General features: G+C 71.2%; 23 protein-coding genes and 1 pseudogene. 14 read left to right on the top strand and 10 right to left on the bottom strand.

What is annotated here, in order from left to right:
- Positions 1 to 124 precede the first annotated feature (124 nt).
- A complete protein-coding gene (locus ABZ453_RS43975) occupies positions 125 to 1663 on the bottom strand; it encodes an APC family permease (protein ID WP_359024546.1) in 1539 nt (512 codons plus the stop codon).
- 34 nt (positions 1664 to 1697) lie between these two features.
- On the bottom strand, positions 1698 to 2639 hold the full coding sequence (locus ABZ453_RS43970; protein ID WP_359024544.1) for a hypothetical protein: 942 nt from the start codon (positions 2637 to 2639) through the stop codon (positions 1698 to 1700).
- Positions 2640 to 3034: 395 nt separating this feature from the next.
- Here ABZ453_RS43970 and ABZ453_RS43965 point away from each other — a divergent pair, with 395 nt between their 5' ends.
- From ABZ453_RS43965 to ABZ453_RS43940, 6 genes are all read left to right on the top strand, one after another.
- Positions 3035 to 3928 (top strand): DMT family transporter, encoded by an 894-nt coding sequence (locus ABZ453_RS43965; protein WP_359024542.1) that lies wholly within the window; start codon positions 3035 to 3037, stop codon positions 3926 to 3928.
- Positions 3929 to 4315: 387 nt separating this feature from the next.
- Complete coding sequence (locus ABZ453_RS43960; protein WP_359024540.1) at positions 4316 to 4840, top strand: NUDIX domain-containing protein; 525 nt, start codon at positions 4316 to 4318, stop codon at positions 4838 to 4840.
- Positions 4837 to 5229, top strand: a complete 393-nt coding sequence (locus ABZ453_RS43955) for a DUF202 domain-containing protein (protein ID WP_359024538.1) — start codon at positions 4837 to 4839, stop codon at positions 5227 to 5229. Before ABZ453_RS43960 ends, ABZ453_RS43955 begins: the two co-directional genes overlap by 4 nt.
- A complete protein-coding gene (locus ABZ453_RS43950; protein WP_359024536.1) occupies positions 5226 to 5543 on the top strand; it encodes a DUF202 domain-containing protein in 318 nt (105 codons plus the stop codon). The genes ABZ453_RS43955 and ABZ453_RS43950 overlap by 4 nt, the downstream gene beginning before the upstream one ends.
- 134 nt (positions 5544 to 5677) lie before the next feature.
- Entirely contained in the window at positions 5678 to 6700 is a 1023-nt protein-coding gene (locus tag ABZ453_RS43945; RefSeq protein ID WP_359024534.1) for a phosphotransferase family protein, read from the top strand.
- A 6-nt stretch (positions 6701 to 6706) separates the two neighbouring features.
- On the top strand, positions 6707 to 7921 hold the full coding sequence (locus tag ABZ453_RS43940; RefSeq protein ID WP_359024532.1) for an acyl-CoA dehydrogenase family protein: 1215 nt from the start codon (positions 6707 to 6709) through the stop codon (positions 7919 to 7921).
- Positions 7922 to 7934: 13 nt separating this feature from the next.
- On the opposite strand, the gene ABZ453_RS43935 is transcribed toward ABZ453_RS43940, so the two are convergent.
- The 3 genes from ABZ453_RS43935 to ABZ453_RS43925 are packed head-to-tail and all read right to left on the bottom strand — an operon-like array spanning position 7935 to position 11012.
- Positions 7935 to 8528 carry a TetR/AcrR family transcriptional regulator gene (locus ABZ453_RS43935; RefSeq protein WP_359024530.1) on the bottom strand — a complete coding sequence of 198 codons (594 nt, stop codon included), beginning with the start codon at positions 8526 to 8528 and terminating at the stop codon, positions 7935 to 7937.
- A gap of 46 nt (positions 8529 to 8574) precedes the next feature.
- Positions 8575 to 10242 (bottom strand): AMP-binding protein, encoded by a 1668-nt coding sequence (locus tag ABZ453_RS43930; protein WP_359024528.1) that lies wholly within the window; start codon positions 10240 to 10242, stop codon positions 8575 to 8577.
- Positions 10239 to 11012, bottom strand: a complete 774-nt coding sequence (locus ABZ453_RS43925) for an SDR family oxidoreductase (protein WP_359024526.1) — start codon at positions 11010 to 11012, stop codon at positions 10239 to 10241. Before ABZ453_RS43925 ends, ABZ453_RS43930 begins: the two co-directional genes overlap by 4 nt.
- 184 nt (positions 11013 to 11196) lie before the next feature.
- Here ABZ453_RS43925 and ABZ453_RS43920 point away from each other — a divergent pair.
- Together ABZ453_RS43920 and ABZ453_RS43915 are read left to right on the top strand one after the other, a co-directional pair.
- Positions 11197 to 12428, top strand: a pseudogene (locus tag ABZ453_RS43920) (DUF1343 domain-containing protein).
- Between the two features lie 94 nt (positions 12429 to 12522).
- Positions 12523 to 13845, top strand: coding sequence for a serine-threonine protein kinase (locus ABZ453_RS43915; RefSeq protein ID WP_359024524.1), 1323 nt, complete (start codon positions 12523 to 12525; stop codon positions 13843 to 13845).
- A gap of 49 nt (positions 13846 to 13894) precedes the next feature.
- On the opposite strand, the gene ABZ453_RS43910 is transcribed toward ABZ453_RS43915, so the two are convergent.
- Positions 13895 to 16675, bottom strand: coding sequence for a penicillin acylase family protein (locus ABZ453_RS43910; RefSeq protein ID WP_359024522.1), 2781 nt, complete (start codon positions 16673 to 16675; stop codon positions 13895 to 13897).
- Between the two features lie 266 nt (positions 16676 to 16941).
- Here ABZ453_RS43910 and ABZ453_RS43905 point away from each other — a divergent pair, with 266 nt between their 5' ends.
- The 3 genes from ABZ453_RS43905 (at position 16942) to ABZ453_RS43895 (ending at position 19541) form a co-directional block, all read left to right on the top strand.
- Entirely contained in the window at positions 16942 to 17544 is a 603-nt protein-coding gene (locus ABZ453_RS43905) for a hypothetical protein (protein ID WP_208780989.1), read from the top strand.
- Positions 17545 to 17658: 114 nt separating this feature from the next.
- Positions 17659 to 18381: a 3-keto-5-aminohexanoate cleavage protein gene (locus ABZ453_RS43900; protein WP_359024519.1), complete on the top strand. Its 723-nt coding sequence runs from the start codon at positions 17659 to 17661 to the stop codon at positions 18379 to 18381.
- 92 nt (positions 18382 to 18473) lie between these two features.
- The gene (locus tag ABZ453_RS43895) at positions 18474 to 19541 is read left to right on the top strand and encodes an RNA ligase (ATP) (protein WP_359024517.1); all 1068 of its coding nucleotides are present in this window, start codon (positions 18474 to 18476) and stop codon (positions 19539 to 19541) included.
- Between the two features lie 33 nt (positions 19542 to 19574).
- On the opposite strand, the gene soxR is transcribed toward ABZ453_RS43895, so the two are convergent.
- Positions 19575 to 20057, bottom strand: coding sequence for a redox-sensitive transcriptional activator SoxR (soxR, locus tag ABZ453_RS43890; protein WP_359024515.1), 483 nt, complete (start codon positions 20055 to 20057; stop codon positions 19575 to 19577).
- Positions 20058 to 20210: 153 nt separating this feature from the next.
- Here soxR and ABZ453_RS43885 point away from each other — a divergent pair, with 153 nt between their 5' ends.
- Entirely contained in the window at positions 20211 to 20672 is a 462-nt protein-coding gene (locus ABZ453_RS43885) for a MaoC family dehydratase (protein WP_133047203.1), read from the top strand.
- A 6-nt stretch (positions 20673 to 20678) separates the two neighbouring features.
- On the opposite strand, the gene ABZ453_RS43880 is transcribed toward ABZ453_RS43885, so the two are convergent.
- From ABZ453_RS43880 to ABZ453_RS43870, 3 genes are all read right to left on the bottom strand, one after another.
- A complete protein-coding gene (locus tag ABZ453_RS43880; RefSeq protein WP_359024513.1) occupies positions 20679 to 21305 on the bottom strand; it encodes a TetR/AcrR family transcriptional regulator in 627 nt (208 codons plus the stop codon).
- A 92-nt stretch (positions 21306 to 21397) separates the two neighbouring features.
- The gene (locus ABZ453_RS43875) at positions 21398 to 21643 is read right to left on the bottom strand and encodes a YiaA/YiaB family inner membrane protein (RefSeq protein WP_208780995.1); all 246 of its coding nucleotides are present in this window, start codon (positions 21641 to 21643) and stop codon (positions 21398 to 21400) included.
- A gap of 76 nt (positions 21644 to 21719) precedes the next feature.
- Positions 21720 to 22871: an acyl-CoA dehydrogenase family protein gene (locus ABZ453_RS43870; RefSeq protein ID WP_359024586.1), complete on the bottom strand. Its 1152-nt coding sequence runs from the start codon at positions 22869 to 22871 to the stop codon at positions 21720 to 21722.
- 93 nt (positions 22872 to 22964) lie between these two features.
- On the opposite strand from ABZ453_RS43870, the gene ABZ453_RS43865 reads away from it, so the two are divergent.
- On the top strand, positions 22965 to 23606 hold the full coding sequence (locus ABZ453_RS43865) for a TetR/AcrR family transcriptional regulator (RefSeq protein WP_359024511.1): 642 nt from the start codon (positions 22965 to 22967) through the stop codon (positions 23604 to 23606).
- A 47-nt stretch (positions 23607 to 23653) separates the two neighbouring features.
- Positions 23654 to 24364: a winged helix-turn-helix domain-containing protein gene (locus tag ABZ453_RS43860; protein WP_359024509.1), complete on the top strand. Its 711-nt coding sequence runs from the start codon at positions 23654 to 23656 to the stop codon at positions 24362 to 24364.
- Positions 24365 to 24519 lie beyond the last annotated feature (155 nt).

Below are 24519 nucleotides of genomic sequence, written 5' to 3'. Positions count from 1 at the left end.
TATCCATTCGAACACCCGCGGGCCCGGCCGGACCAGGAATCGCGGGTGCTCGTCAGGGTTCCGTAAGCACTTCTTACGGCGTTCTCAGAAAACGCCCCGGTGCCATGCGGTCGACGCCGCGGCGCTACGCCGTCTCCTGGGCCGCCTTGTCCAGCTGGAACGCCTCGTTGCCGAGCCCGATACGGGCGTGGGCCTCGGGTGTACGCGAGCGCAGGATGAGGCCCTGGACGAGACCGACGACCAGGGCGAGGCCGATGGTGCCGGGCAGCACCCAGCTCAGCGCCGAGTCGGGGCCGGCGCCGACCAGGACGTCGAAGTCCTTGACCGTGTAGCCGGCGATCACCAGCAGGGCGACGGCGGCGAGCGCCGAGGTCACCAGCCGCCAGGCCTGCGCGCCCACGGCCCCGCGCCGGGCGAAGAAGACGATCACCGACACGGAGGCGGCCGCCATCAGCACGATCACCCCGAGCGCGCCGATGTTGCCGAACCAGGTGAACAGGTGCAGCACGGGCGCCGTCGGATCACCGGTGGGCTTGTCGTCGGCGACCGCGAAGACGATCACGATCACCGCCGCGACGGCCGTCTGCAGCAGCGAGCCGGTGCCGGGGGCGCCGCTGGTGCCGGTGGTGCGGCCGAAGGCGCGCGGCAGCAGGCCCTCGCGGCCCATGGCGAAGGTGTAGCGGGCGACGACGTTGTGGAAGCTGAGCATGGCGGCGAACATGCCGGTCACGAACAGCACGTGCAGCACGTCGGTGAAGGTTCCGCCGAGGCGGGAGTCGGTCAGCGAGAAGAGCATGCCGGCGCTCTCCTTCTGGGCCACCCCGACGACCTGGGAGGGTCCCGCGGCGACGGTCAGCGCCCAGCAGCTGACGGCGAAGAAGACGGCGACGCCGCCGACCGCGAGGAACATCACGCGCGGCACCAGGATGTGCGGCCTGCTGGTCTCCTCCGCGTACACGGGGGCCTGCTCGAACCCGAGGAACGCCGCGATGCAAAAGCACAGGGCGGTGCCGACGCCCGCGCCGCTGAGGGTGTCGGGGTTGAAGGCGTGCAGCGACAGGCCCTGCTTCGCCGGGTCGGCCACCGCCGCGACGTCGAAGATCACCACCAGGATCACCTCGATGATCAGCAGCACCCCCAGGACCCGCGCGTTGAGGTCGATCTTCAGCCAGCCGAGCGCGCCGACGACCGCCAGTGCCACCAGCGCCGGTATCCACCAGGCGACGTCCACGTGGGCGTAGGTGGAGAACAGCCCGGAGACCTCAAAGCCGAAGATGCCGTAGATGCCGACCTGGAGCGCGTTGTAGGCGACCAGGGCCACCAGGGCGGCGCCCGCGCCGGCGGTGCCGCCGAGGCCGCGGGAGATGTAGGCGTAGAAGGCGCCCGCGTTGTGGACGTGCCGGCTCATCTCGGCGTATCCGACGCTGAAGAGGATCAGCACCACGCCGAGGACGACGAACAGCAGCGGCTGGCCGACGATCCCCATCACCGCGAATGTGGTGGGCATGACACCCGCGACCACCATGAGCGGGGCGGTCGCGGCGAGCACGGACAGCAGCAGACCGCCCGTGCCCAGGCGGTCGGCCCGCAGTGCGCGCTCCTGGCCCTTGAAGGTGCTGATGCCGGCGGCGGGTCTGCTCGCGCTGGATTTCTCGGTGGCCATGGAGGGACCGTCCTCGGGGTCGGTGTCGGGTCTGTCACGCCGTGCCGAACGCGGCGGTGCGCGCGGCACGGAAGGCGGGGTACGGATCGCGGTCGGGGTAGGACCAGGGCGCGGCGGTGGCGTGCTCGCCGATCCGGTGGAACAGGGCGGCCGCCTCGGCGCCCCGGCCCTCGCAGACCTTGGCGTGGGCCAGGAAGTTCAGGTCGACCAGCCGGCGCGGGTGGCCCTCGTGCTCCCACTCCAGCCACCAGTCGAATGCGGCCTTCATGACCTGCCGGGCCCGGCGTCCGGTCCAGTGGCGGGAGGCGGCGGGGTTGGCGGGTTCAAGGCCGTGGGCGGCGAGGACGCGGTAGCGCTCGGCGTGCGCGATGACCGGCAGGACGGCGAGCGGGGAGTCGGCGGGGGCCTGTTCGGCGGCCCAGTTGGCGAAGTCGTAGACCTCGTGCAGCGGGTCGGGGCCGGCCTCGGCGTGACGTTCGGCGAGGCGGGCGACCATCATGTGGTGGGCGTGGTGGTGGTCGGCGTACCGGGCGCGGATCTGGCCGAAGATCCGCTCGGTCTCGTCCCAGGCCTGCTCGAGCAGGAGCAGGCCGAGCCAGGGAGTGGGGTCGGCGGGCAGCAGGCCCGCGGCGCGCCGGCAGGCCTCGCGGGCCTGGTCCGGCTGCTCCTTGCCGCGTGCGGCGCGCTCGACCAGGGCCAGCGCGAGAAGCAGGGCCCCGTCGCCGGAATCGGGTTCGGCGAGCAGCCAGTCCCGGGCCCAGGCGGCGGCGTGCCGCTCCTGCGCGAGCACGACCACCCGGTGGCCGCGCCGGTCCCAGTCGTCCCCCGTGTGCACGAGAAGCGATCGCGCCACCTGCCACCGCCCCTGCGCCAGGGCGGCCCGGGCGGCGACGAGCTCGCCGTCGTCGAGAGCCGCGTCCATGACCTGGGCCGCACGTTTGCGGGCCCGGCCGAGGGGCGGTGGGGGTGGAGTCACCTCGGGTTTCCTTACGCGGCACGGTCGGCATAGGGCTGCGGACTGCCTTCGACTGATCACGCACAGCAAACCGGCAGCCAATGCTTTACGTCAAGGGCCGACTGAGCCTTACACGCGTCAACTTCCGTTGCCATTGTGGTAGTTGAGATCCGGACATCCGCCGCCCGGACGCGGGCCGGGTCCGGGGTGTGGCGTACGCCATGGCGACCGCCCCCGTTCGCCCCGCACCATGGCCTGACGGCCGTGTCACCGCCCTCGACCGCCCCTTGATCGACGGCGCGAAGTGACGGGTCGACCGCCCGAATACGGGTACTCCCAGGGGCACGCCGGGCACTGGGACGCTACAGTCACCCAAACGCCCCCCGTAGCCCGGCCCAATGATCGAGGTACGCAGCGTGTCGGTTCTGGTTCTGGTCCTCGCCGTGAGCGCGGCATGCTGCCTGGGCTTCGGCTTCGTGCTCCAGCAGAACGCGGCACAGCACGCACCCCTGGGTGACTTCCTCTCGCCCCGGCTGCTCCTGGACCTGATGCGGGTGCCGCGCTGGCTGGGCGGCATCGGGCTGATGGTGGTCGGCATGGTGCTCGGCGCCGTCGCGCTGAGCGAGGGCGAGATCTCCCTGGTCGAGCCGCTCCTCGCCACCAACCTGCTGTTCGCGCTGGCCCTCTCCCGCCGCCAGACCCGGCAGCCGCTCGGCCGTCAGGGCTGGACCGGACTCGCGCTGCTCGCGGGCGGCGTCACGGCCTTCATCGTCGCGGGCCAGCCACGCGGGGGCAGCGCGCTCACCGACCCCTTCCGGCACTGGCTGATCATCGGCGCCATGCTCGGACTGGCCCTGCTCCTGACGACGTACGCCAAGCGTTCTCGGCTCAGTGCCGCCCCCGTGCTGCTGGCCCTCGCCGCGGGCGTCCTCTACGGCGTCCAGGACGCCCTGACCCGGATCAGCGGCCAGCGCTTCTCCGAGGGCGGCCTCACCGAGCTGTTCACCACCTGGCAGCCCTACGGCGTGGCCGCGCTCGGCGTCACCGGCCTGATCCTGGTCCAGAGCGCCTTCGAGACGGCACCCCTGCGGATGTCCCTGCCCGCCCTCACCGCCGCCCAGCCGCTGGCCGGCATCCTGTGCGGGGTCGGCTTCCTGGGCGACCGGCTGCGCACCGACACCGGCGCCCTGGCCTGGGAGGCGGCGGGCCTCGCGGCGATCGTCGGCGGCATCGTGCTGCTGGGCCTGCACCCCTGCATGCCGACCGGCGCGGCCAAGCCCGAGCGCATGCGGGACCTGCAGCCGAACTGAGGGCGGCCTGTAGCCCGCCCCATTCCCACGCCGCCGGACACCAACCCAGCGACCTCGGCCGTCAGGGCTGAACCCAGCCGCCACCGCTCACGGGCGGCATCCCGGCGTTCATCGCCGCGCGCCGACTCCACGATGGCAGCACACCCACCGCCCCCTCCCGGAACAAGCCCAGCGGACCCGGAACCTCCAGCCGAACCGACGCCGGGCCCGTTCACCCCGCCCCATTCCCACGCCACCAGACACCAGGATGCCCGCGGGGGGCATCCCGGCGTTCGTCATCGCGTGCCGACTCCACGGTGGCAGCACACCCACCGGCCCCCTCCCGGGACGGGCCGAGCGGATCCGGGAGGTGCCGCCGAACCGACTGCGGCCTGCTTGGATGGCCGTATGACGAACCCGGCAGACGAGATCCTCGACATCGTCGACGAGCACGACCAGGTCATCGGGCAGTCCCCGCGCGGCGCGGCGTACGCCAAGGGTCTGCGGCACCGTTGCGTCTTCATCCAGGCCCGGGACACCGAGGGCCGCGTCTTCGTCCACCGCCGCACCCCGACCAAGCTGGTCTTCCCCTCCCTGTACGACATGTTCGTCGGCGGTGTGGTCGGCGCGGGCGAGTCCTACGACGAGGCGGCCCTGCGCGAGGCCGAGGAGGAACTGGGCGTCACCGGCCTGCCCGCCCCCCGCTTCCTCTTCAAGTTCCTGTACGACGACGGCGCGGGCCGCACCTGGTGGTCGGCGGTGTACGAGGTGCGCTGCGAGCTGCCGGTCCGCCCCCAGGTCGAGGAGGTCGCCTGGCACGACTTCCTCCCGGAGGCCGAGGTGGAGCGGCGGCTCGCGGACTGGGAGTGGGTGCCGGACGGGCTGGCCGCGTTCGAACGCCTGAAGGCGCACCGGATAAAGTCCTCGACGTGATCGACTTCGCACGAAACGTCCGGCTCTGGTTCGCCCCCGAGCAGGTCCGAGAGGAAGGCCGAACCCCCGACTACCGGTTCTCCCTGGCCAACGAGCGCACGTTTCTCGCCTGGCTGCGCACCGCCCTCGCGCTGATCGGCGGCGGCTTCGCGGTGGACCAGTTCCTCCCCGACCTGCGCTGGGCCTGGCGCGTCGGGCTGGCGCTCGCCCTGCTGGGCGCCGGCGTGCTGTGCTCGCTGCGCGCGGTCAACCACTGGATGCGTTGCGAGCGGGCCATGCGCCGGGGCGAGGACCTCCCGGTCTCCCGCTTCCCGGCCCTGCTCAGCGTGGTCGTCGCGATCGTGGCCCTCGCGATGGTCGTCGTGGTCCTGGTCGGGTGGGAGGGATGAGCACGGCCGAGACCCGTGACCCCGGCCTGCAGCCCGAACGCACCCGCCTCGCGTGGCGTCGTACGACCCTGGCGAGCACGGTGGCCGCCGTACTGGCCATGAAGACGGCACTGCACGGCGGCGTCTCGGCGGTCGGCGTCGTCGCCTGCGCCCTGTGCTGCGCCCTCTGGCTGGCCTTCCTCCTCCTGGCCCACCGCCGCATCCGCGCCCTCGCGGCGGACGCGGCCCCCGCCGTCCTGGCCCCCCGTCACGCCACGGCTGCCATCCTGTGCACGGTGGCCATGGCGGCGTGCGGGGCGGCGCTGGTGTTCTGAACGTGGGGAGCAGGCTCCCGTGCGAGCTTCGGCCCCGGGTGGCACCGGTCACTTCGAGTCCTGACACTGGACGACATACCGACCAGTCGGCATGATGGGGCGAGTCCCGTTCACGCGCCCGCGAAGGAGCACCGATGAGCCCCGATCATCCGCCAGGTCTCGATCTCGACCGGCTGCGCTCCCTGCTGGAGCGCGAGCGGCCCGGTCTGGTGCAGGGCCCGCTGACCGGCCGGCTGATCGAGGGCGGACGCTCGAACCTGACGTACGCGCTCTCGGACGGCACCTCGAAGTGGGTCGTACGGCGGCCTCCGCTGGGCCATGTCCTGGCCACGGCGCACGACATGAAGCGTGAGCACCGGGTCATCAGCGCGCTGCACCCGACGGAGGTGCCGGTGCCGCGGCCGGTGCTGCTGTGTGAGGACGAGGAGGTGCTGGGGGCGCCCTTCTACGTCATGGAGTTCGTCGAGGGCACCCCGTACCGCACCGCCGGCCAGCTCGCCCCGCTGGGCCCCGAGCGGACCCGGGGCGCGGTGCTGTCCCTGGTCGACACACTGGTGGAGCTGCACGCGGTGGACCCCGCCGAGGTGGGCCTCGCGGACTTCGGCCGCCCCGAGGGCTTCCTGGACCGCCAACTGCGCCGCTGGGGCAAGCAGTTGGACGCCTCCCGCAACCGCGACCTGCCCGGCATCGACGAGCTGCACGCCGAGCTCGGCCGCCGCCTGCCGACCTCGCCCGCCCCGACCGTCGTCCACGGCGACTACCGCCTGGACAACGTGCTGATCGGTGCGGACGACAGGATCAAGGCCATCCTGGACTGGGAGATGTCGACGCTCGGTGACCCGCTCACCGACCTCGGCCTGCTGGTGATGTACAGCCTGCCGCTCGGCACGCCCGACTCCCCCGTCTCCACGACCGCCGAGGCCCCCGGCCACCCGGCGCCCGCCGAACTGATCGAGCGGTACGCGGCCCGCTCCGGGCGGGACGTCTCGGCCGTCTCCTGGTACACGGCGTTCGCCTGGTTCAAGCTCGCCGTGATCCTCGAGGGCATCCACTACCGCTACACGCTGGGCCAGACGGTCGGCCAGGGCTTCGACCGCATCGGGGGCCTGGTCCCCGTCTTCATCGAGCACGGTCTGACGACCCTTCAGGAAGGCTGATCGCACATGGACTTCGCGTTCGACGCGCGCACCGAGGAACTGCGCGCCAAGCTGCTCGCCTTCATGGACGAGTACGTCTACCCGGCCGAGGCGGTGGTGGAGGAGCAGCGCGCCGCGCTCGCGTCCCCGTGGGACACTCCGGCCGTCGTCGAGGAGTTGAAGGCCGAGGCGCGCAGGCAGGGCCTGTGGAACCTCTTCCTCCCCGACGGCGAGTACGGCGCCGGTCTCACCAACCTCCAGTACGCCCCGCTCGCCGAAATCACCGGCCGCAGCCCGCAGCTGGCGCCCACGGCCCTCAACTGCGCGGCACCGGACACCGGGAACATGGAGGTGCTCGCGCAGTTCGGCGACGAGCAGCAGAAGAAGCAGTGGCTCGAGCCGCTGCTGGCCGGTGAGATCCGCTCGGCGTTCGCGATGACGGAGCCGGAGGTGGCCTCCTCCGACGCCACCAACATCACCACGCACATCCGGCGCGAGGGCGACGAGTACGTCATCACCGGGCGCAAGTGGTACATCTCCGGGGCGATGAACCCCGACTGCAAGATCTTCATCGTGATGGGCAAGACGGACCCGGACGGCCCCGACATCCGCCGCCAGCAGTCCATGGTCCTGGTCCCCCGGGACACCCCGGGTGTCACCGTCAAGCGCGCGATGCAGGTCTTCGGCTACGAGGACCATTACCACGGCGGCCACGCCGAGGTGGTCTTCGACCAGGCGCGTGTGCCGGTCACCAACCTGATCGGGGAGGAGGGCGGCGGCTTCGCCATCGCGCAGGCCCGCCTCGGCCCCGGCCGGATCCACCACTGCATGCGGCTGATCGGCATGGCCGAGCGCGCCATCGAGCTGATGTGCCGCAGGGCCGTCTCCCGCACCGCCTTCGGCAAGGCACTGGCCCAGCAGGGCGTCGTGCAGAACTGGATCGCCGACGCGCGCGTGGCCGTCGAGCAGCTGCGCCTGCTGGTGCTGAAGACGGCCTGGATGATGGACACCGTCGGCAACCGGGGTGCCCACGCCGAGATCCAGGCCATCAAGATCGCCACGCCCCGCACGGTCGTCGACATCATCGACCGCGCGATCCAGCTGCACGGCGCGGGCGGCGTCAGCCAGGACTTCCCGCTCGCCGAGCTGTACGCCGGTGCCCGCACGCTGATGCTGGCGGACGGACCGGACGAGGTGCACCAGCGCTCGCTGGCCCGCCGGGAGCTGAAGAAGTACCTGTGACGGCGGGGACCCGCTAGGGACGCAGAGCCCGTAGGAGGAGGTCGGCCAGGTGGTCGGCGACCTCCTGCGGGCTCATCGGTCCGTCGGGGCGGTACCAGGTGGACAGGTGGTGGACGGAACCGAAGTGGTAGTCCACCACCAGGTCGGCCGGGGTGGCCCGGGAGAAGACCCCGGCCTGCTGCCCCTCCTCGATGAGCGCACGGAAGCGCTCGTGGTAGCGCCGCCGCTCGGCGCGCACCTGCTTGTTCTTCTCCGGGCTCAGATGGTGCATGGAGCGGAAGAAGATCATCGCGTCGTCGAGGTTCTCGATGGTCGTGACGACCACGTCCGCCGCCGCGGCCCGCAGCCGCTTCTCGATCGGCTCGTCGGCGTTCGCGAAGGCGTCGAGACGCTCCTGCTGTACGCGCAGCATGCGCGCGTACACCTCGTGCAGGAGGTCGTCCTTGGAGCCGAAGTAGTGGTACAGCGCACCCTTGGTGACGCCGGCCGCCTCGACGATCTCCTGCACGGAGGTGCGGTCGTAGCCCTGCTCGGCGAAGAGCCGGGTGGCGGCGGCCAGCAGCCGCTGCGGGACGGGCGTACCGTCTCCGTCCGTCGTCCTGGGCACTGTGCCGCCACCTGCCTTCCGGGCAATTCTGCCGTGTTCCGGTGTTCTATTCGCTTGCTTGCCTGCGGGATCGAAGCTCCCGACGGAGGATCTTCCCACTCGCCGTCTTCGGCAAGTCGGGCAGGATCTCCACCTGCCGCGGGTACTTGTAGGCGGCCAGTCTCTCCTTGCAGTACACCGCGAGTTCGTCCGGGTCCGTCTCGGCGCCCGGACGCAGGCTGATGTACGCCTTGACGGTCTCGCCACGGTACCCGTCGGGCACCCCGACCACGGCCGCCTCCCGCACCGCCGGATGCGTGTACAGCACGTCCTCGACCTCGCGGGGCCACACCTTGAAGCCGGACGCGTTGATCATGTCCTTCTTGCGGTCGACGACGTAGAGCCAGCCCTGCTCGTCCATGAACCCGATGTCGCCGGTGCGCAGTTCGCCGTCCGGGAAGGTCTCGGCGGTCGCGTCGGGGCGGCGCCAGTAGCCCGGCACGACCTGCGGCCCGCGCACCAGGATCTCCCCCTGCTCGCCGAAGGGCACCTCGCGCCCCTGGTCGTCCACGATCCGTACGACGGTCTCCGGCCCCGGCAGGCCCACGGCCAGCGTCCCGGACACCGGGTCGACCGGCGCCTCCAGACCGGGGGGCACGGAGGCGCAGGGCGCGGTGCACTCCGTCAGCCCGTAGCCGTTGCGGATGTACGGCCCGAATCCCGCCCGGAACTTCTCCACCAGCGCCGGCGGCACGGGCGCGCCCCCGCTGGAGATGTTGACGAACGACGAGAAGTGGTCCGGCGTGCAGTCCGGGTGCGCGGCCAGCGCCATGAACGCCGTCGACGGTCCCACGGTGTAGTGCGGCCGGTGCTCGGCGAACGCCTCCAGCACGACCCCCGCCTCGAAGCGGTACGTCAGCACGAGGGTCCCGGCGCTGTTGAGGCAGGCGCCGAGCTGGCACACCATCCCGGTGATGTGGAACAGCGGGGCGAGCGCGTAGTAGACGGGCGCCTCCGGCAGGGCGAGCCCGGTCCGCTGCCGCTCGGCGTTGTACATGATGTTGCCGTGCGTGTTGGTGGCGCCCTTGGGCGTGCCGCTGGTCCCCGAGGTGTAGCTGATCAGCGCGATGTCACGGGGGCCGAGGTCCCGTCCAGCCGGCGCCTTGTGCCCCGCGCGCGCCACGGCCACCAGGTCCTCGGCGTCATCGGCCTGGGGGAGCCGCTCGAAGCCCAGCACGCGCGCGTCGTCACGTGTCTGGAAGTCCAGCTCGCACCCGGTCAGCACGATCCGCACCGGCGAGTCGGCGGCCGTCTGGCGCAGATACGACTCCCAGGCGCGGTCGGAGCACACGAGCGCCGCCACTTCGCCGTCCCGCAGGACGTGCGCGACCTCCCCCGACTTGTACATGGGGTTGACGGGCACCACGACCGCCCCCGCCTTCCACGCCCCGAGCAGAGCGAGCACGAAGTGCGGGGAGTTCTGCAGCAGGATCGCCACCCGGTCGCCGCGCTCCAGCCCCTGGGCGGCCAGATACCCGGCCACCGAGTCGCTGAGCTCGTCGACCTCGCGGTAGCTGATCCGTCCGTCGAAGTGGGCGAGGAAGTCACGGTCGGACGCCTCGGCGACGGACCGCCGCAGGGCGTGCACCAACGAGTCGAGCGGCTCGATGGGCGCCCGCTGGGCCTCGTTCAGCAGCGCCACCCACGGCTTGTCCGCGTAGCCGGACCCGCTCATCGCACCTCCTCCCACTTCTGCTGGATGTGGTTCATGTTGGTCAGCCACTGGTCGGGGCTGGTGGCCCTGGCCCGGTAGTACCCGGCGACCTCGGGGTGCGGCAGGATCAGGAACCGGTCCTCCTCGATCCCCTTGAACAGCGCGTCCGCCACGTCCGCCGGTTCGATCGCGGTCGGCTGCAGCACCAGGTTCCCGGCGCTCCCGGTGGCGGCCAGCATGTCGGTCCGCACCCCCTGGGGACAGATGGCGTGCACCTTGATCCCCCGGTGCCGATAGGTGAGCGACAGCCACTCGGCGAAGGCGTAGGCCCCGTGCTTGGTGACGCTGTACGAGGGCGCCCCGATCATGGTCAGCAACCCGGCGGCGGACACGGTGGAGACGAAACGACCCGCTCCGCGCTCCAGCCACCCCGGAAGCAACGCCTCGGCGGCCCGCACATGCGCCATGACGTTGACGTCCCAGGCGGTCGCCCAGGACTTCTCGTCGGCGGACAGCCCCTGGGCCCCGTCCTCGAAAGCGACCCCGGCGTTGGCGCAGTAGACGTCGACGATCCCACCGAGGGCGTCCCGTGCGTCGCCGACGACGGAGGAGGCGTCACCGGGCACGGCGATCCCGCCGATCTCGTCGGCGACCGCCTTGGCCCGGTCGGCATCCAGGTCGTTCACCACGACCCGGGCCCCTTCGGCGGCGAAGCGCCGGGCAAGGGCGGCCCCGATCCCCCCTCCGGCCCCCGTCACAACCACACCGGCACCCTGAACGGCTTCCACCATCGGTCTCCCTCGACTGCGGCTCTGGTGGCGCCCAGACTAACCGGTCGGTATGTATCAAGGAAGGGTGGCCGCCACGCCCCAGGGGCGCGGGGCTGTATCGATGTGGGCCCCGCCGCGCGGGGGCGACAAGCCACGAACAACCGCAAGCTTCCTCCCAACCAGCGGGAGCCATACGGTGCCCCCCATGCGCCTATCCAGACGAGCATTCCTCGCGGCGACAACGGCAGCAACACCCCTCACCACCGCACGCCCCGTCTCCACGACCCCACACCACCGCCGAACCGGCTTCGAACGCCTCGCCGCGATCGGCTACACCCCCCTGAAGAACCAACCGTCGGCATCGTCACCAACCCCACCGGCGTGACCAGAGACGTCCGCCACATCGTCGACGTCATGCACGAGGACCCCCGGGTCGACCTCACCGCGGTCTTCGGCCCGGAGCACGGTTTCCGCGGCACCGCCCAGGCCGGCGGCTCGGAAGGCCGCTACGACGACCCGGCGACCGGCCTCCCGGTCTACGACACCTACCTCAAGAGCGGCCGCGAACTGGCCGACGTCTTCACGGCGTCCGGCGTCGACACCGTCGTCTTCGACATCCAGGACGTCGGCGCCCGTTTCTACACGTACATCTGGACGCTCTACGACTGCATGGAGGCGGCCCAGCTCGCCGGCAAGCGGGTCGTCGTCCTCGACCGCCCGAACCCGGTCACCGGACGGTCCGCCCAGGGCCCGGTCCTGCACAAGGAGTTCGCGAGCTTCGTGGGCCGCCGGCCTGTTTCCCAGGCGCACGGCATGACGGTCGCCGAGCTGGCGCGGCTGTTCAACGGGGAGTTCCTGACGACACCGGTGCCCCTGGAGACCGTACTGATGACGGGGTGGAGGCGCTCGGAGTTCTACGACGCCTCCGCGCTCCCCTGGGTGCCGCCGAGCCCGAACATGCCGACGCCCGACACCGCGCTGGTGTACTCGGGCACCTGCATGTTCGAGGGCACCAACCTCTCCGAGGGCCGCGGCACCACCCGCCCCTTCGAGTTGCTCGGAGCCGACGGGATCGACGGCCGCTGGGCCACCGCCGCGAACGAACTCGCCCTTCCCGGTGCGCACTTCAGGGAGGCGTACTTCGCGCCGACGTTCTCGAAGTTCCAGGGCAGGACCATCGGCGGCGTCCAGATCCATGTGCACGACCGTGCCGCCTACGACCCCGTGCGGACCGGCATCGCGCTGCTGGTGACCGCGAAGAAGGTGTGGAGCGGCTTCGCCTGGCGCTCCGACAACTGGATCGACAAGCTCACGGGTTCCACGCACGTGCGCACCGCGATCGACGCCGGCGCCGGCACCGACGAGGTGGTGGCCGGCTGGCAGGACGAACTCACCGCGTTCCGGCGGACCCGAAGGAAGTACCTTCTCTACAAATGAGTCCATAGAACCGAGTCACGCAGTATGGCCAATCTTGTCCCTCCGCAGGACGATGCGCCCACAGCGCACCGCTACGGGGGACGAGGGGGCCGTGATGACACAGCCGACAATGAGCGTGACTCCGTACTGGGAACTGACCTTCGACGCGGACGGGGACGTCGACGGGCAGGAACGGGACCGGCTGCTCACCGAGGTGACGCGGCGCGGCGTGCGCGATCTGATCGTCTTCGCGCACGGCTGGAACAACGACCGCTCGGGCGCGACCCGGCTCTACGGCCACTTCTTCGCGCCCGTCCCGCACCTCGCGCCGCAGGCGAGGATCGGGTACGTCGGCGTCGTCTGGCCGTCGATGCGCTTCTGCGACGAGCCGATCCCCGACTTCCCGAAGTCCGTGGTGGCAACGGAGGCGGAGACGGCACCCGGGGACGCGCTGGACAAGGACACCCGGCACGCGCTGCTGGAGACGTTCCCCGGGCGGGCCACGGTCGTCGACCAGATCGCGCGGATGCTGGAGCAGCGGCCCTCGAACGGGGTGGAGGAGTTCGGGCGGCTGGTGCGGCTGCTGGTGGAGGTCGTACCGGGCGGGCCGCAGCCGCTGTTCGCGGCGGACACCCTCGCGGAGGGCGTCCCGCAGAGCGAACCCGTGCTGTTCACCGGGGACTCCGAGGCGCTCTGCTGCGACTTCGCGCAGGCACTGACCGCGCTCCGGCCGGGTGCGGGGGCGGAGGGCTTCACGCTGCCGAATCCCTGGGACGGGGCGAAGGAACTGCTGCGGCAGGCGACGTACTACGCGATGAAGCGGCGCGCGGGGACGGTCGGGGAGCGCGGACTCGGGCCGGTCGTCGGGCGGCTGGCCGCCGCCGCGCCCGAGGTGCGGGTGCATCTGGTCGGGCACAGCTTCGGCGGGCGGCTGGTGTCGTTCGCGCTGGGCGGGCGGCCCGAGGGGGTGCGGACGGTGAAGTCGGTGACGTTGCTCCAGGGGGCCTTCTCGCACTACGCGTTCGCGGCCCGGCTGCCGTTCGACGCGCACGCGGGAGGGGTGCTGCAGGGCCGGCAGAACCTGATCGACGGTCCCCTGGTGTGCTGCTATTCGCACTTCGACTCGGCGCTCGGGACGCTGTATCCGCTGGCCTCCCGGATGGCGGGCGACGCGGAGGGGCTTGTCGAGGGGCTCGACCTGGGGTCGGCGCTGGGCGCCAAGTGGGGGGCGATGGGGCACGACGGGGTGCAGGCGGTGCCAGGTACGCGCGCGTACACGCTGTCGGAGGCCCTGGCCGCCACGCTGCCCGCCTCGGGGTGCGTCAACATCGACGCCGCCGAGGTGGTCAGGCGCGGCGACCCGCCGTGCGGGGCGCACAGCGACATCGTGCACCCCGAGCTGGCGCGGGTGGTGCTGGCGGCGGGCCGCATCCGCTGACCCGCCGCCAGTGCTATGTCACATAGCACTCATCGTTCGTCACCGCTTCTCACCGGTGCGAGGTGTACTCCACCACCTGCTGGAAGGTGGGCCGGTTCTGCCAGCTGATGTTGTAGTGCTTGATGCCGCCCAGGGTGCGCTGGACGATCGAGTCGGCGCACCACTGGTTGCCCGCCGAGCACAGCGAGTCCCCGGGGTAGACGGTCGACGCGGACAGGCCGGCCGCCGTCTTCAGGGTGCTGATCAGGACGTCCCGGCAGCCGCTCACGGTGCCGTCGCCGCAGAACTTCTGCGTCAGGCCGCCCTGCACCGACTGACCGAGCACCGCCCGGATGTCCTTGTCGACGTAGCTCCACCAGCCGTACTGGAAAGAGCTTCCCGCGTGTGAGCCGGTGGGCCCGTGCGCGGCCGACGGGGACTCGTCGATGGGCAGGTCGTTGGTGATGTCGGTGTACAGGTCGCTGCCGAGGCCGGGCTGGAACTCGGCCTTCACCAGCAGCGGCCACCAGGCGTCGAGGATGCGGATGGCGTCGGCGTTGGCGTAGGTCTTGGAGCCGGCCGAGGTCTCCGTGCGCTTGCCGCCCGCGGTGACCCATGCCTGGAGCTTGCTCACCGCGGCGGCGGCCGTGGAGTCGGTCACCGTACCGCTGTTGATGACCTTGAGCAGCTTGGGCAGGACGTCCTCGGCGCGCAGGTCGGTGAGCGACGCGTCGGCCATGGCCTGCACCAGCTTGGTGCGGGTCACCCCGCCGGCCGCGACCAGCTTCTTGACCCGGTCCTCCAGCAGGTTGCCGCGGTGCACGGAGCCGTCGCCCCAGCTGGCGGTCGTGTAGTTGAGGGCCTGTTTGTTGTTCCAGGAGACGTAGTAGTCCTGGTCGACGGAGTTGGGGTGCTGGGAGGCGGGCGTGTAGTCGGCGGTGTTGGTGGTCGGGTCCCAGTTCTGCCACTCGTAGGCGGCCTGTCCCCACACCGGGAACTCGGGGTCGACGCCGCTCGGGCGCACCGGGTTGTCACCGCTGTTGTAGTACGCGGTGTGCTGGGAGTCGGCGTAGAACCAGTTGAAGGTGTAGTTGATGTGCTGCGCGGCGGCCTGGAAGTCCGCCGGTCCCTTCACGAAGTCGGGGTCGTTGAGCATCTCGAAGCCGATGATCGAGTCGGCCTCGTGCATGTACGAGGATCGCAGGGTGGTGTAGGCGACCTTCTTGCCGCCGACGGTCGCCCGGTACTCCACGGGTCCGTACTTCGTCTTCCACACCCGCATGGTGTACGACCCCGCCGCCGTGCCGTCGGCCGTGGTCGGCTTCCAGGAGTTGGCCTGTTCGACCTTGTCCATGGCCGTGCAGGTGCCGTGGTACAGGTAGTGGTAGTCGTCCTGGCACAGCTCGACGGCGTAGGTGTCGATGATGTCCTGGCCGGAGGTGGTCGCGGACCACGAGTAGTCCTGCCCGCGGCCGAGTTCGACGTACATGCTCAGGCCGGCGAAGGAGGCGCCACGGGCGCTGATGCCGGGGCCCTGGATCTCCTGGAGCATGAGCAACTGGGGGGCGAAGTAGCCGGTCTGCGGTCCGAAGACGGCGATGGGGTGGCCGCTGGCCGTGTACTTCCCGCTGACCACCAGGGCGTTGGACATACCGCGCTTTGCGGAGGAGAGGGCGGTCGCGGTTGCTGTCTGGGAGGCGGCGTTGGCGCTCTGGCCGGCACCGGTGCCGGTGGCGTCGTAGACCAGCGGCTCGGTGGTCACCGAACCGGCGTCGGGCAGGGCCTCGCCCTGGGCGGTGGCCGGCTTGGTGCCGTACGGGAAGCTCTCGCCGTTGTGGACGGTGACGACGGCCTCGGGGTCGTTGCGCTCGCGGAACGCCTCCCAGACCTTGGTGCCCTGCTCCACGCCGTACTTGGACTGGGCGGCGAGCAGGGAGATCGCGTTGTTGACCTCACCGCCGCCGCCGGAGCCGAACAGCGTGCCGATCACGGAGGCCAGCGCGACCAGGTCGGTCAGCTTGAAGTGGTCGATCGTACCGGCGTTGGTGATCGAGTCCTTGTGGCCGGTGAGCACGTACTCGCCCGGGAAGTAGCGGCCCGAGTCGGAGGCGTCGATGTAGGAGTTGACGCCGGCGATGTAGGCGTTGGCGTCCGCGAGGGCCTGCTGGCCGCGGGCGCCCGCGTTGGCGACGGCGTTGTCGATCTGCGCCTGCAGGTCGGCCTCGCTGTAGGGGGCGTTGCGGTAGAACTCCTGCTCCAGGCCCTGGTTGGAGGCGGCGCCGCCCGCGAAGGTGGTCAGCTGGCCGCGGCCCACGTGCCGGAAGACGTCCATCAGCCACAGCCGGTCCTCAGCGGCGGCATATCCGGCGCCGAACTCGGTGCCGTATCTGGTGGTACCGGTGATGTGCGGTACGCCCGTCTTCTTGTCGCGGACGATCGTCACATCGGTGCGGCCCGCCGGCTTCTCCGTGGAGGCGACTTGATCGGAAGCGACCCCGAACGACGCGTCGTTGAAGAAAGTGTTGATCTTCGCGTCGGTCAGGCCCGAGTACCCCGTGGCCAGGTTGGCGTAGGGGCCGAGCTGGTCCTCGGCGTGATCGGGCTGGGAGCCGAAGGCCTGGTTGAGGAGGATCTGCGCCAGGGTCGCGTTGCCGTTCTCACCTGGCGGCAGGATGTCGGAACACTGGCCGCCGCAGTAGTCGTTGGAGGCCGCGGCCGAGGCCGGGGCCGAGGCCAGTGGGGACAAAAGACCTGCAATCAGGACGCATATGGATGCGGACTTCAGGAACCCGGTGAGTCTGCCGGGAGTTCTCAGTCTGTCGAGGGTGGTGCGCACGGTACGCCGAGGCATGGCGGCTCCTGCCGACGAGGGGTGTGCCGGGACGTTACCGCCGGTATCCCCGGGATTGAAGATGAACAATCGTCAAGTTTTGGAACTCGGTGCGTCGGCTTATGGAGGTCATCGGAAATCGGATGGAGCCGAATCGTGTGTCGATACGTCTATTCGGCGACGTCCGTGCGACGTCGGGTGACGTCGGACGAGGTCACCCGAAGTCCGTGTACGACGACGCCGAAGTGACCGAAGTACAGGTGCAGGTGTGACGGAGGTGCAGGGCGATGGCCGGTTTCCGGAGTCTGGCGAGACAGGTCCGCGACCCGCGGTGCGATCTGGCACTGCGGCGGTACTCACTGCGCAAGTGCCTTGAGCGGTTCGCTCCTTACGGGCACAGGGCGACCTGGGACCATTTGTGCTCACGGGCAGGGTTCGGTCCCGAGGACCGCTCCCCCGACCCAGCGCGGCTCGTGGCCGCACTGGAGGAACTGGAGGAGGCCCGTTCGGTCTGGCTGGCCTACGAGGTCGAGTTCGCCGAGCGGCGTCGCAAGGAGAAGCACGACGGGCTGCGCCGGCCGGGCAGTGTGGACGACTGGCACCGGCTGACCTGGGGCGGCTTCGGAGTGGCGTGGTGCGACGACCCGCGGGTTCACCCCCGTGAGCCGCTGGCCGAGGTACTGCGCCGACTGATCTCCGCGCTGGAGCGCGAACCGGGTGCGGAGTGCCCGGTCTGCGGCACGGAGCGGCTGATCTGGACCTACGACCTGGACCACGAACCCTCTTCGGGTCCGGTCTGCACCCACTGCGGAATCCTGGTGCCACGGCCCGTGCTCAAGCCCGAGGCCCTGGCGGACGCGAGGCGCGGAAGGCTGCTGGTGTCGGCCTAGCACGGCGGGGGTGCGCCGGGGATGCCGCACCCCCTGTTTTCCACAAGCGCCGCGTTGTCCACAGGCGGGGCCCGCTCACGCACCGGTGTCGGTGGCGGCTGGCAGGCTTGAGGCATGGTGCAGGTGTGTCTCAACGGACCGCGGGGAGCGGCCGACGGCGCGATGGTTCCGCTGACTCCGGAGGCGATGGCCGAGTCGGCGGCGCGGGCGGTCGCGGCCGGGGCCACGGACGTCCACGTCCACCCCAAGACCCCGTGCGGACGGGACTCGTTGTCGCCCCGGGTGCTCGCGCCGACGCTGGAGGCGATACGGGCGCGGGTGTCCGTGCCGGTCGGGGTGACCACGGGCGCCTGGGCGGAACCGGATCCCGCGGCGCGGCTCGCCCGGATCCGGGAGTGGACGGTGCTTCCGGACCACGCCTCGGTCAACTGGCACGAGGAGGGCGCGGAGGACGTCTCCGCCGCGCTGATCGAGCGTGGCGTGGGCGTCGAGGCGGGCGTCTGGTCGGGCACGGACGGCGCCGCCCGATTCACCGGCTCGCCCCTCGCCCCACGGGTGTTGCGCGTACTCGCCGAGGTGACGGACACCTCGCCGGACACGGCCGAGGCGAGCGCCGATGCCCTCCTGGCCGGCCTGGGCCTGGCCTGCGGCCGCCCCGTCCTTCTGCACGGCGAGGACGGCGGGGCCTGGCCGGTGCTGCGACTGGCGGGGCGGCTGGGGCTGCCGACCCGTATCGGCCTGGAGGACACCCTGCTGCTCCCGGACGGCGAACGAGCCCTGTCCAACGCCCAGTTGGTGGCGGAGGGGCTGAGTCAGTACGGCGGCGCGCGACGGTAGCACCCGTAAATCCGCTCGCTCCACCCTTTTCCCGTCCGGACAGTTGGGAGGCGATGAAACCGAACTGAGCGCCCCAGGAACCGAGGAGTCCCATGTCGACGCTGCGCGTCACCGCCGAAGTGCTGACCGTCCACGAACACCCCAACGCCGACGCTCTCGAACTGGCCCAGGTGGGTCTGTACCGGGCGGTCGTCGCCAAGGGCGCGTACCGCACGGGTGAGGCGGCCGTGTACATCCCCGAGCAGGCGGTACTGCCGACCGCGCTGATCGAGGAGCTGGGGCTGACCGGGCGGCTGGCGGGCCCGGCTTCCGACCGGGTGAAGGCGGTCCGGCTGCGCGGTGAGCTGTCACAGGGCATCGTGTGCCGGCCGAAGGCGCTGGCGGACGTCGATCTCGCGCGGGCCGCCGTGGAGGGCACCGACTTCGCGGAGACGCTCGGCATCACCAAGTGGGTGCCGCCCATCCCGCCCACGATGAGTGGTGAGGTCGAGTCCGCGCCCGATCTGCTGCCCTGGGTGGACATCGAGAACCTCCAGCGGTTTCCGGACATCTTCACACCGGGCGAGGATGTGGTCCTGACCGAGAAGCTGCACGGTTCGGCCTGCCTGCTCACGTATCTCGCCGACGCGGGCCGGGTGCACGTGTCGTCCAAGGGGTTCGGCGCCAAGTCCCTCGCGTTGAAGGAGGATCCGCGCAACCTGTACTGGCGTGCCGTGCGCGGGCACGCTGTCGCCGAGGCCGCGGCGCGGCTGGCCGAGCGGCTGGGGGCGCGCCGGGTCGGGATCTTCGGCGAGGTCTACGGGGCGGGGGTCCAGGACCTCGCCTACGGCGCCGACGGGCGACGCGAGAGCCTCGGGTACGCCGTCTTCGACGTGTCCGCGGAGATCGACGGCACCGTGCGCTGGCTGGACGCGGCCGAACTGCTGGGCGGGGAGCTGCCGTTGGTGCCCAGGCTGCACGAGGGGCCGTACGACATCGACCGGGTGCTGGAGATCGCGAGCGGGCGGGAGACCGTGTCGGGGCGTGGGCTGCACCTGCGCGAGGGGGTCGTCGTCCGGCCCACCGTCGAGCGGTACAGCCCGGTGACCGGGGGGCGGGCGATCGCGAAGGCGGTCAGCCCGGCCTATCTGACCAGGAAGGGCGGGACGGAGTACGAGTGAAGGTGCCCAGCCCTCCGTGGGGGCGGCGCGGTTCTACTGTCGCCGCCCCTGCCGGCTCCCCCGCCGCTCCACCATGAGCCGCGACCCGGTCAGCCGGTCGCCGAAGACGTCGTCCGGGTTGGACAGGACGCAGGTGGCCAGGGAGAGGCAGCCGCAGCCGATGCAGTCGGTGAGATGGTCGCGCAGGCGGTTGAGCTGGGTGATGCGCTGGTCGAGTTCGGCACGCCAGGCCTCCGAGAGACGCGCCCAGTCCTCGCGGGTGGGGGTGCGTTCCTCGGGAAGTTCGGCGAGGGCCTCGCGGATCGTGGCGAGGGGGATGCCGACGCGCTGGGCGGCGCGCACGAAGGCGACCCGGCGCAGGGTGTCGCGGTGGTACCGGCGCTGGTTGCCGGTGGTGCGCCGGCTGGTGATCAGGCCCTTGGACTCGTAGAAGTGCAGGGCGGAGACGGCGGCGCCGCTGCGCGCCGCGAGCTGGCCGACCGTGAGCTCGTGGATCTTCTCTGGAATCTGGGGCACTCATCGAACCCTACCCACCCCGTCCGGCCACGATCCGTTGACATGGGGTCCCGAGCCGACCATGCTAAGCAGTTGCTTAGACATTTTCGCGGGACATCAGCGGTGCGGACACAGAGGCACCGTGGACACCGACGCACACAGGAAGGCCGGGACATGGCAGAGCCGAGGATCTTCTCCTCCGCCGACGAACTGAAGGCGGCGGTGGGCGAGCAGCTGGGGTACAGCGACTGGCTGGAGATCGACCAGAAGCGGATCGATCTGTTCGCGGACGCGACCGGCGACCACCAGTGGATCCACGTGGACCCGGAGAAGGCCGCGGCGGGGCCCTTCGGCACGACCATCGCCCACGGCTATCTCACCCTCTCGCTGCTCCCGCTCTTCGGCCCGCAGCTGATCAAGGTCGAGGGCGTGAAGATGGGCGTCAACTACGGCACCAACAAGGTCCGCTTCCCCGCCCCCGTCCCGGTCGGCTCCCGGCTGCGCGCGACGGCGACGATCAGCAAGGTCGAGGACGTGCCGGGCGGCGTCCAGGTGTCCGTCGCCTTCACCGTGGAGCGCGAGGGCGGGGACAAGCCGGTGTGCGTCGCGGAGTCGGTGTCCCGGTACTACGTCTAGCGGGGGCTACTTCGAGGCCGCGACCATCCGCAGCACGAGGTCGGCGTAGAGCGCGCCGACCTCGTCGGGCGTCCAGGGGCCGTCGATGCTGAACCAGCGGGCCACGTCGACGCAGAGCGAGAGCACCGCCAGGGTGGTGCCCTTCACGTCGAGCACGTCGAACTCCCCGGACACGATGCCGTCCTCCAGGATCCCGCGCACCTCGGCGTCGCACTGCCGGCGCAGCGCGACGATCTCGGCGCGGGCGTCCGGCCCGAGCGAGTCGAGTTCGTACTGCACGACCCGCGCGGTGGTACGGCCACCCGCGTGCCAGCGGACGAAGGAGCTGACGGCGTCGGCGAGCCGCTCGGCCGCGGTGCCCTCGCGCCGGGCCGCCGTCCGCAGGATCTCCAGCGCCTTGGTGTGGCCGATCCGGCTGATGCGGTGGAGCAGCTCTTCCTTGGTCTTGTAGTGGATGTAGAGCGCGGCCGGGCTCATACCGGCCCGGCCCGCGATGTCACGGGTCGTCGTGGCGTGGTACCCGCGCTCGGCGAAGGCCTCCACGGCGGCGATCAGCAGCCGCCGGGCCGCGTCGGGCGTGACCTCGCCCCACGGCGCCACTTCGCCGCCGGCCGTCTCCTCCGCCGTACTCATCGCTCGCTCGCCCCTCTCGCCGACATGAGCTCCCACCATACCGCCGAAGGTGAGCGAGCGCTTAGAGTGCCCGTTCAGAGCGGTCCGGCCGGTCAGAGCTTCTCGAACGGGTGGAAGGCGCGCTCGGTCGCCTCCTGCCGGTCACGGATGACCTTGGCGAGGGTGAAGGCGGAGGTCACGAGGTACAGGACGGCGATGCCCAGGAAGGCCCGGACCCAGGCGTCCGCGTTCAGTTTGAAGATGCCGATGGCGGTCGCGACCATGGCGACCGCGAAGGAAGCGACGGCCTGGCCGTAGAAGGCGGCCGTGTTCTGCTGCTTGCCCGGTGTGTCACTCATGGGGACAAGCGTCGGCGGATGTGGCCGGTCCCACATCCGCCGAAGTACCTAGGCAGTACTCAGAACTGAGGGCGGTTCAGAAGGCGGAGACCCCCGTCAGCGCGCGCCCGATGAGCAGTTTCTGGATCTGGCTGGTCCCCTCGTACAGGGTCATCACACGGGCGTCCCGCAGCAGCTTGCCCGCCGGGTACTCGTCGATGTAGCCGTAGCCGCCGAAGACCTGCAGCGCGTTGTTGGCGGCGCGCACCGCGGCCTCGGAGGCGAAGAGCTTCGCCTTGGAGGACTCGACGGCGAAGGGTTGTCCTCGGTCGATCAGGTCGGCGACCCGCCAGGTCAGCAGCCGGGCCGCGTCCACGTCGACGGCGATGTCGCTGATCAGCTCCTGAACGAGCTGATGATGGGCGATGGAGCGGCCGAACTGCTCGCGCTCACCGGCGTACCGCACGGCGGCGTCCAGCGCGGCCTGAGCTATGCCGACGCACCCGGCGGCCACCGACATCCGCCCCTTGGCGAGGGCCGACATGGCGACCGAGAACCCCTTGCCCTCCTCGCCGAGCATCGCGGAGGCGGGCACGCGGACGCCCTCCAGGGCGAGTTCGGCGGTCGCCTGGCCGCGCAGACCGAGCTTGCCGTGGATGGTGCGGCGGGTCAGACCAGGGGCGTCGGCCGGGACGAGGAAGGCGGAGACGCCCTTGTGGCCGGGTGCGTCCGTGGAGCGGGCGAACAGCAGCACCACGTCGGCCCAGGTCCCGTTGGTGATGAACATCTTGGTGCCGTCGATGACGTAGTCGTCACCGTCACGCACGGCGCGTGTGGTCAGGTTGCCGGCGTCGGAGCCGGTGCCGGGCTCGGTGAGGCCGAAGCAGCCGACGTACTCGCCGGCGGTGAGTCCCGGCAGCCACCGCCGCTTCTGCTCCTCGCTCCCCCAGGCGGCGATGGTCTTCGCCACCAGTCCGAGCGAGACGGACACGATCCCGCGCACCGACGAGTCGCCCCGACCCAGCTCCTCCGTCACGAGGCAGTAGGCGAGGTGGTCGCCGCCGGAGCCGCCGTACTCCTCGTCCACGGTCAGCCCGAGGAAGCCGACCTCGCCGAGCTTCTTCACCACGGCCCGGTCGACCTCCTCGGCCCGGTCCCAGTCGACGACATGGGGAGCGATCTCGCGGGCGACGAAGTCCCGGGCCAGCTGCCGTACGGCCGTCTGTTCCTCGCTCAGCCCCAGGTTCACCACGGGATCACCCCACTTGAAATCCGTACCTTTGAAATCCGCACATTTAAATTAGCACTGCTAGTTTCTCTTCGCAGCCCTACTATGTGCGCCATGGCCCGACCGCGCAAGCCCCTGCTGAGCACCGACCGGATCGTCGAGACGGCACGCGCGCTCGTGGACGCGGAGGGCCTGGCGGCCGTCTCCACCCGGCGGCTCGCGGCGCAGCTCGGGGTCAGCGGGCCCTCGCTCTACAACCACTTCCGCACCAAGGACGAGATCCTCGAAGCGGTCGCCGACTCCGTGAGCGCGCAGGTCGACCTGTCGATGTTCGAGGACGGCCGCGACTGGCGGACCGCGCTGCACGACTGGGCCGTCTCCTACCGTGACGCCCTGCGCGACCACCCCAACATCGTCCCGGTCCTCGCGACCGGCCCCGGCCGCCGCCCGGCCGGCCTCCGGCTGGCGGACGCGGTGTACGGCGCGATGGTCCACGCGGGCTGGCCACCGGCCCAGGCGACGTCGATCGGCGCGCTGATGCGGTACTTCGTCATGGGCTCGGCGCTCGGCTCCTTCGCCGGCGGTTTCGTGGACGACGCGACCGCCTACGACCCCGCCGACTACCCCCACCTCGGACAGGCCCACCTCCTCGCCGAGCAGCAGGAGAAGATCGACGAGCGGGCCTTCGAGACGGGCCTGACGGCACTGCTGGACGGACTTTCCCAGCAGTACGAGCAGGTACGGCGGCCGGTGTAGCGACCTTTCGGCGGGCGCCGAAGTGTCCGTACCCCATCCTGGGACGCATGACCACGAGGGATCCCCAGGCACCGCGGCTGGCCCGGCTCGCCGGGCTGATCGCCGACGAGACACGGGCCGCGTGTCTGCTCGCGCTGCTGGACGGACGGGCGTGGACCGCGAGTGAGCTGGCCCGGCACGCCGGGGTCGCCCCGTCGACGCTCAGCGAACACCTCGGCAAGCTCGTCACGGGCGGCCTGCTGACGGAGGAACGCCAGGGCCGGCACCGGTACGTCCGTCTCACGGACGCGCGGGTCGCCCACCTGGTGGAGGATCTGGCGGCACAGGTACCGCCGGGAGACGCCGTACGGCCACAGGGGCTGCGGGCGTCGAGCGCGGGGTCCGCGATGGCGCGGGGGCGGACCTGCTACGACCACCTGGCGGGGCGGCTCGGGATCGCGGTGACCGACGGGCTGACCGCGCGGGGGCTGTTGCGCCAGGACACGGGGTTCGCCCTCACGGATGCGGGGGTCGACTGGTTCGGGGCCGCGGGTATCGCGCTGGCCGCCGGGAGCCGACGCCCATTGGCCCGGGCCTGCCTGGACTGGACGGAACGCCGACCGCACCTGGCCGGGGCGGCCGGGGCGGCGCTGTGCCGGCATGCGTTCTCGGTGGGGTGGTGCGTGCGGATCGGTACCGAGCGGGCTGTGAAGGTGACGGATGTCGGTGAGCGGGCCCTGTGGGAGCTGTTGGGGATCGAACCGGGGGCGTTGCGGTGAGGACGGCCAGGGGGGAGGGCGGATCGGTTGTCTGCCGAGTGCGCGTGAGTGGGGGTTGGTCGCGCGGGGGGGCCCCCCCCCCCGCAAGAAGACAGCACCAACAAGCCCCCCGGGGCCCGCGCGCCCCCCCCCCCCCCCCCCCCCCCCCCCCCCCC

The organism is Streptomyces sp. NPDC005799, from assembly GCF_040630525.1.
GTDB classification, from domain to species: Bacteria; Actinomycetota; Actinomycetes; order Streptomycetales; family Streptomycetaceae; genus Streptomyces; species Streptomyces griseorubiginosus_B.
This window is presented reverse-complemented; position numbering and strand designations above follow the sequence as displayed.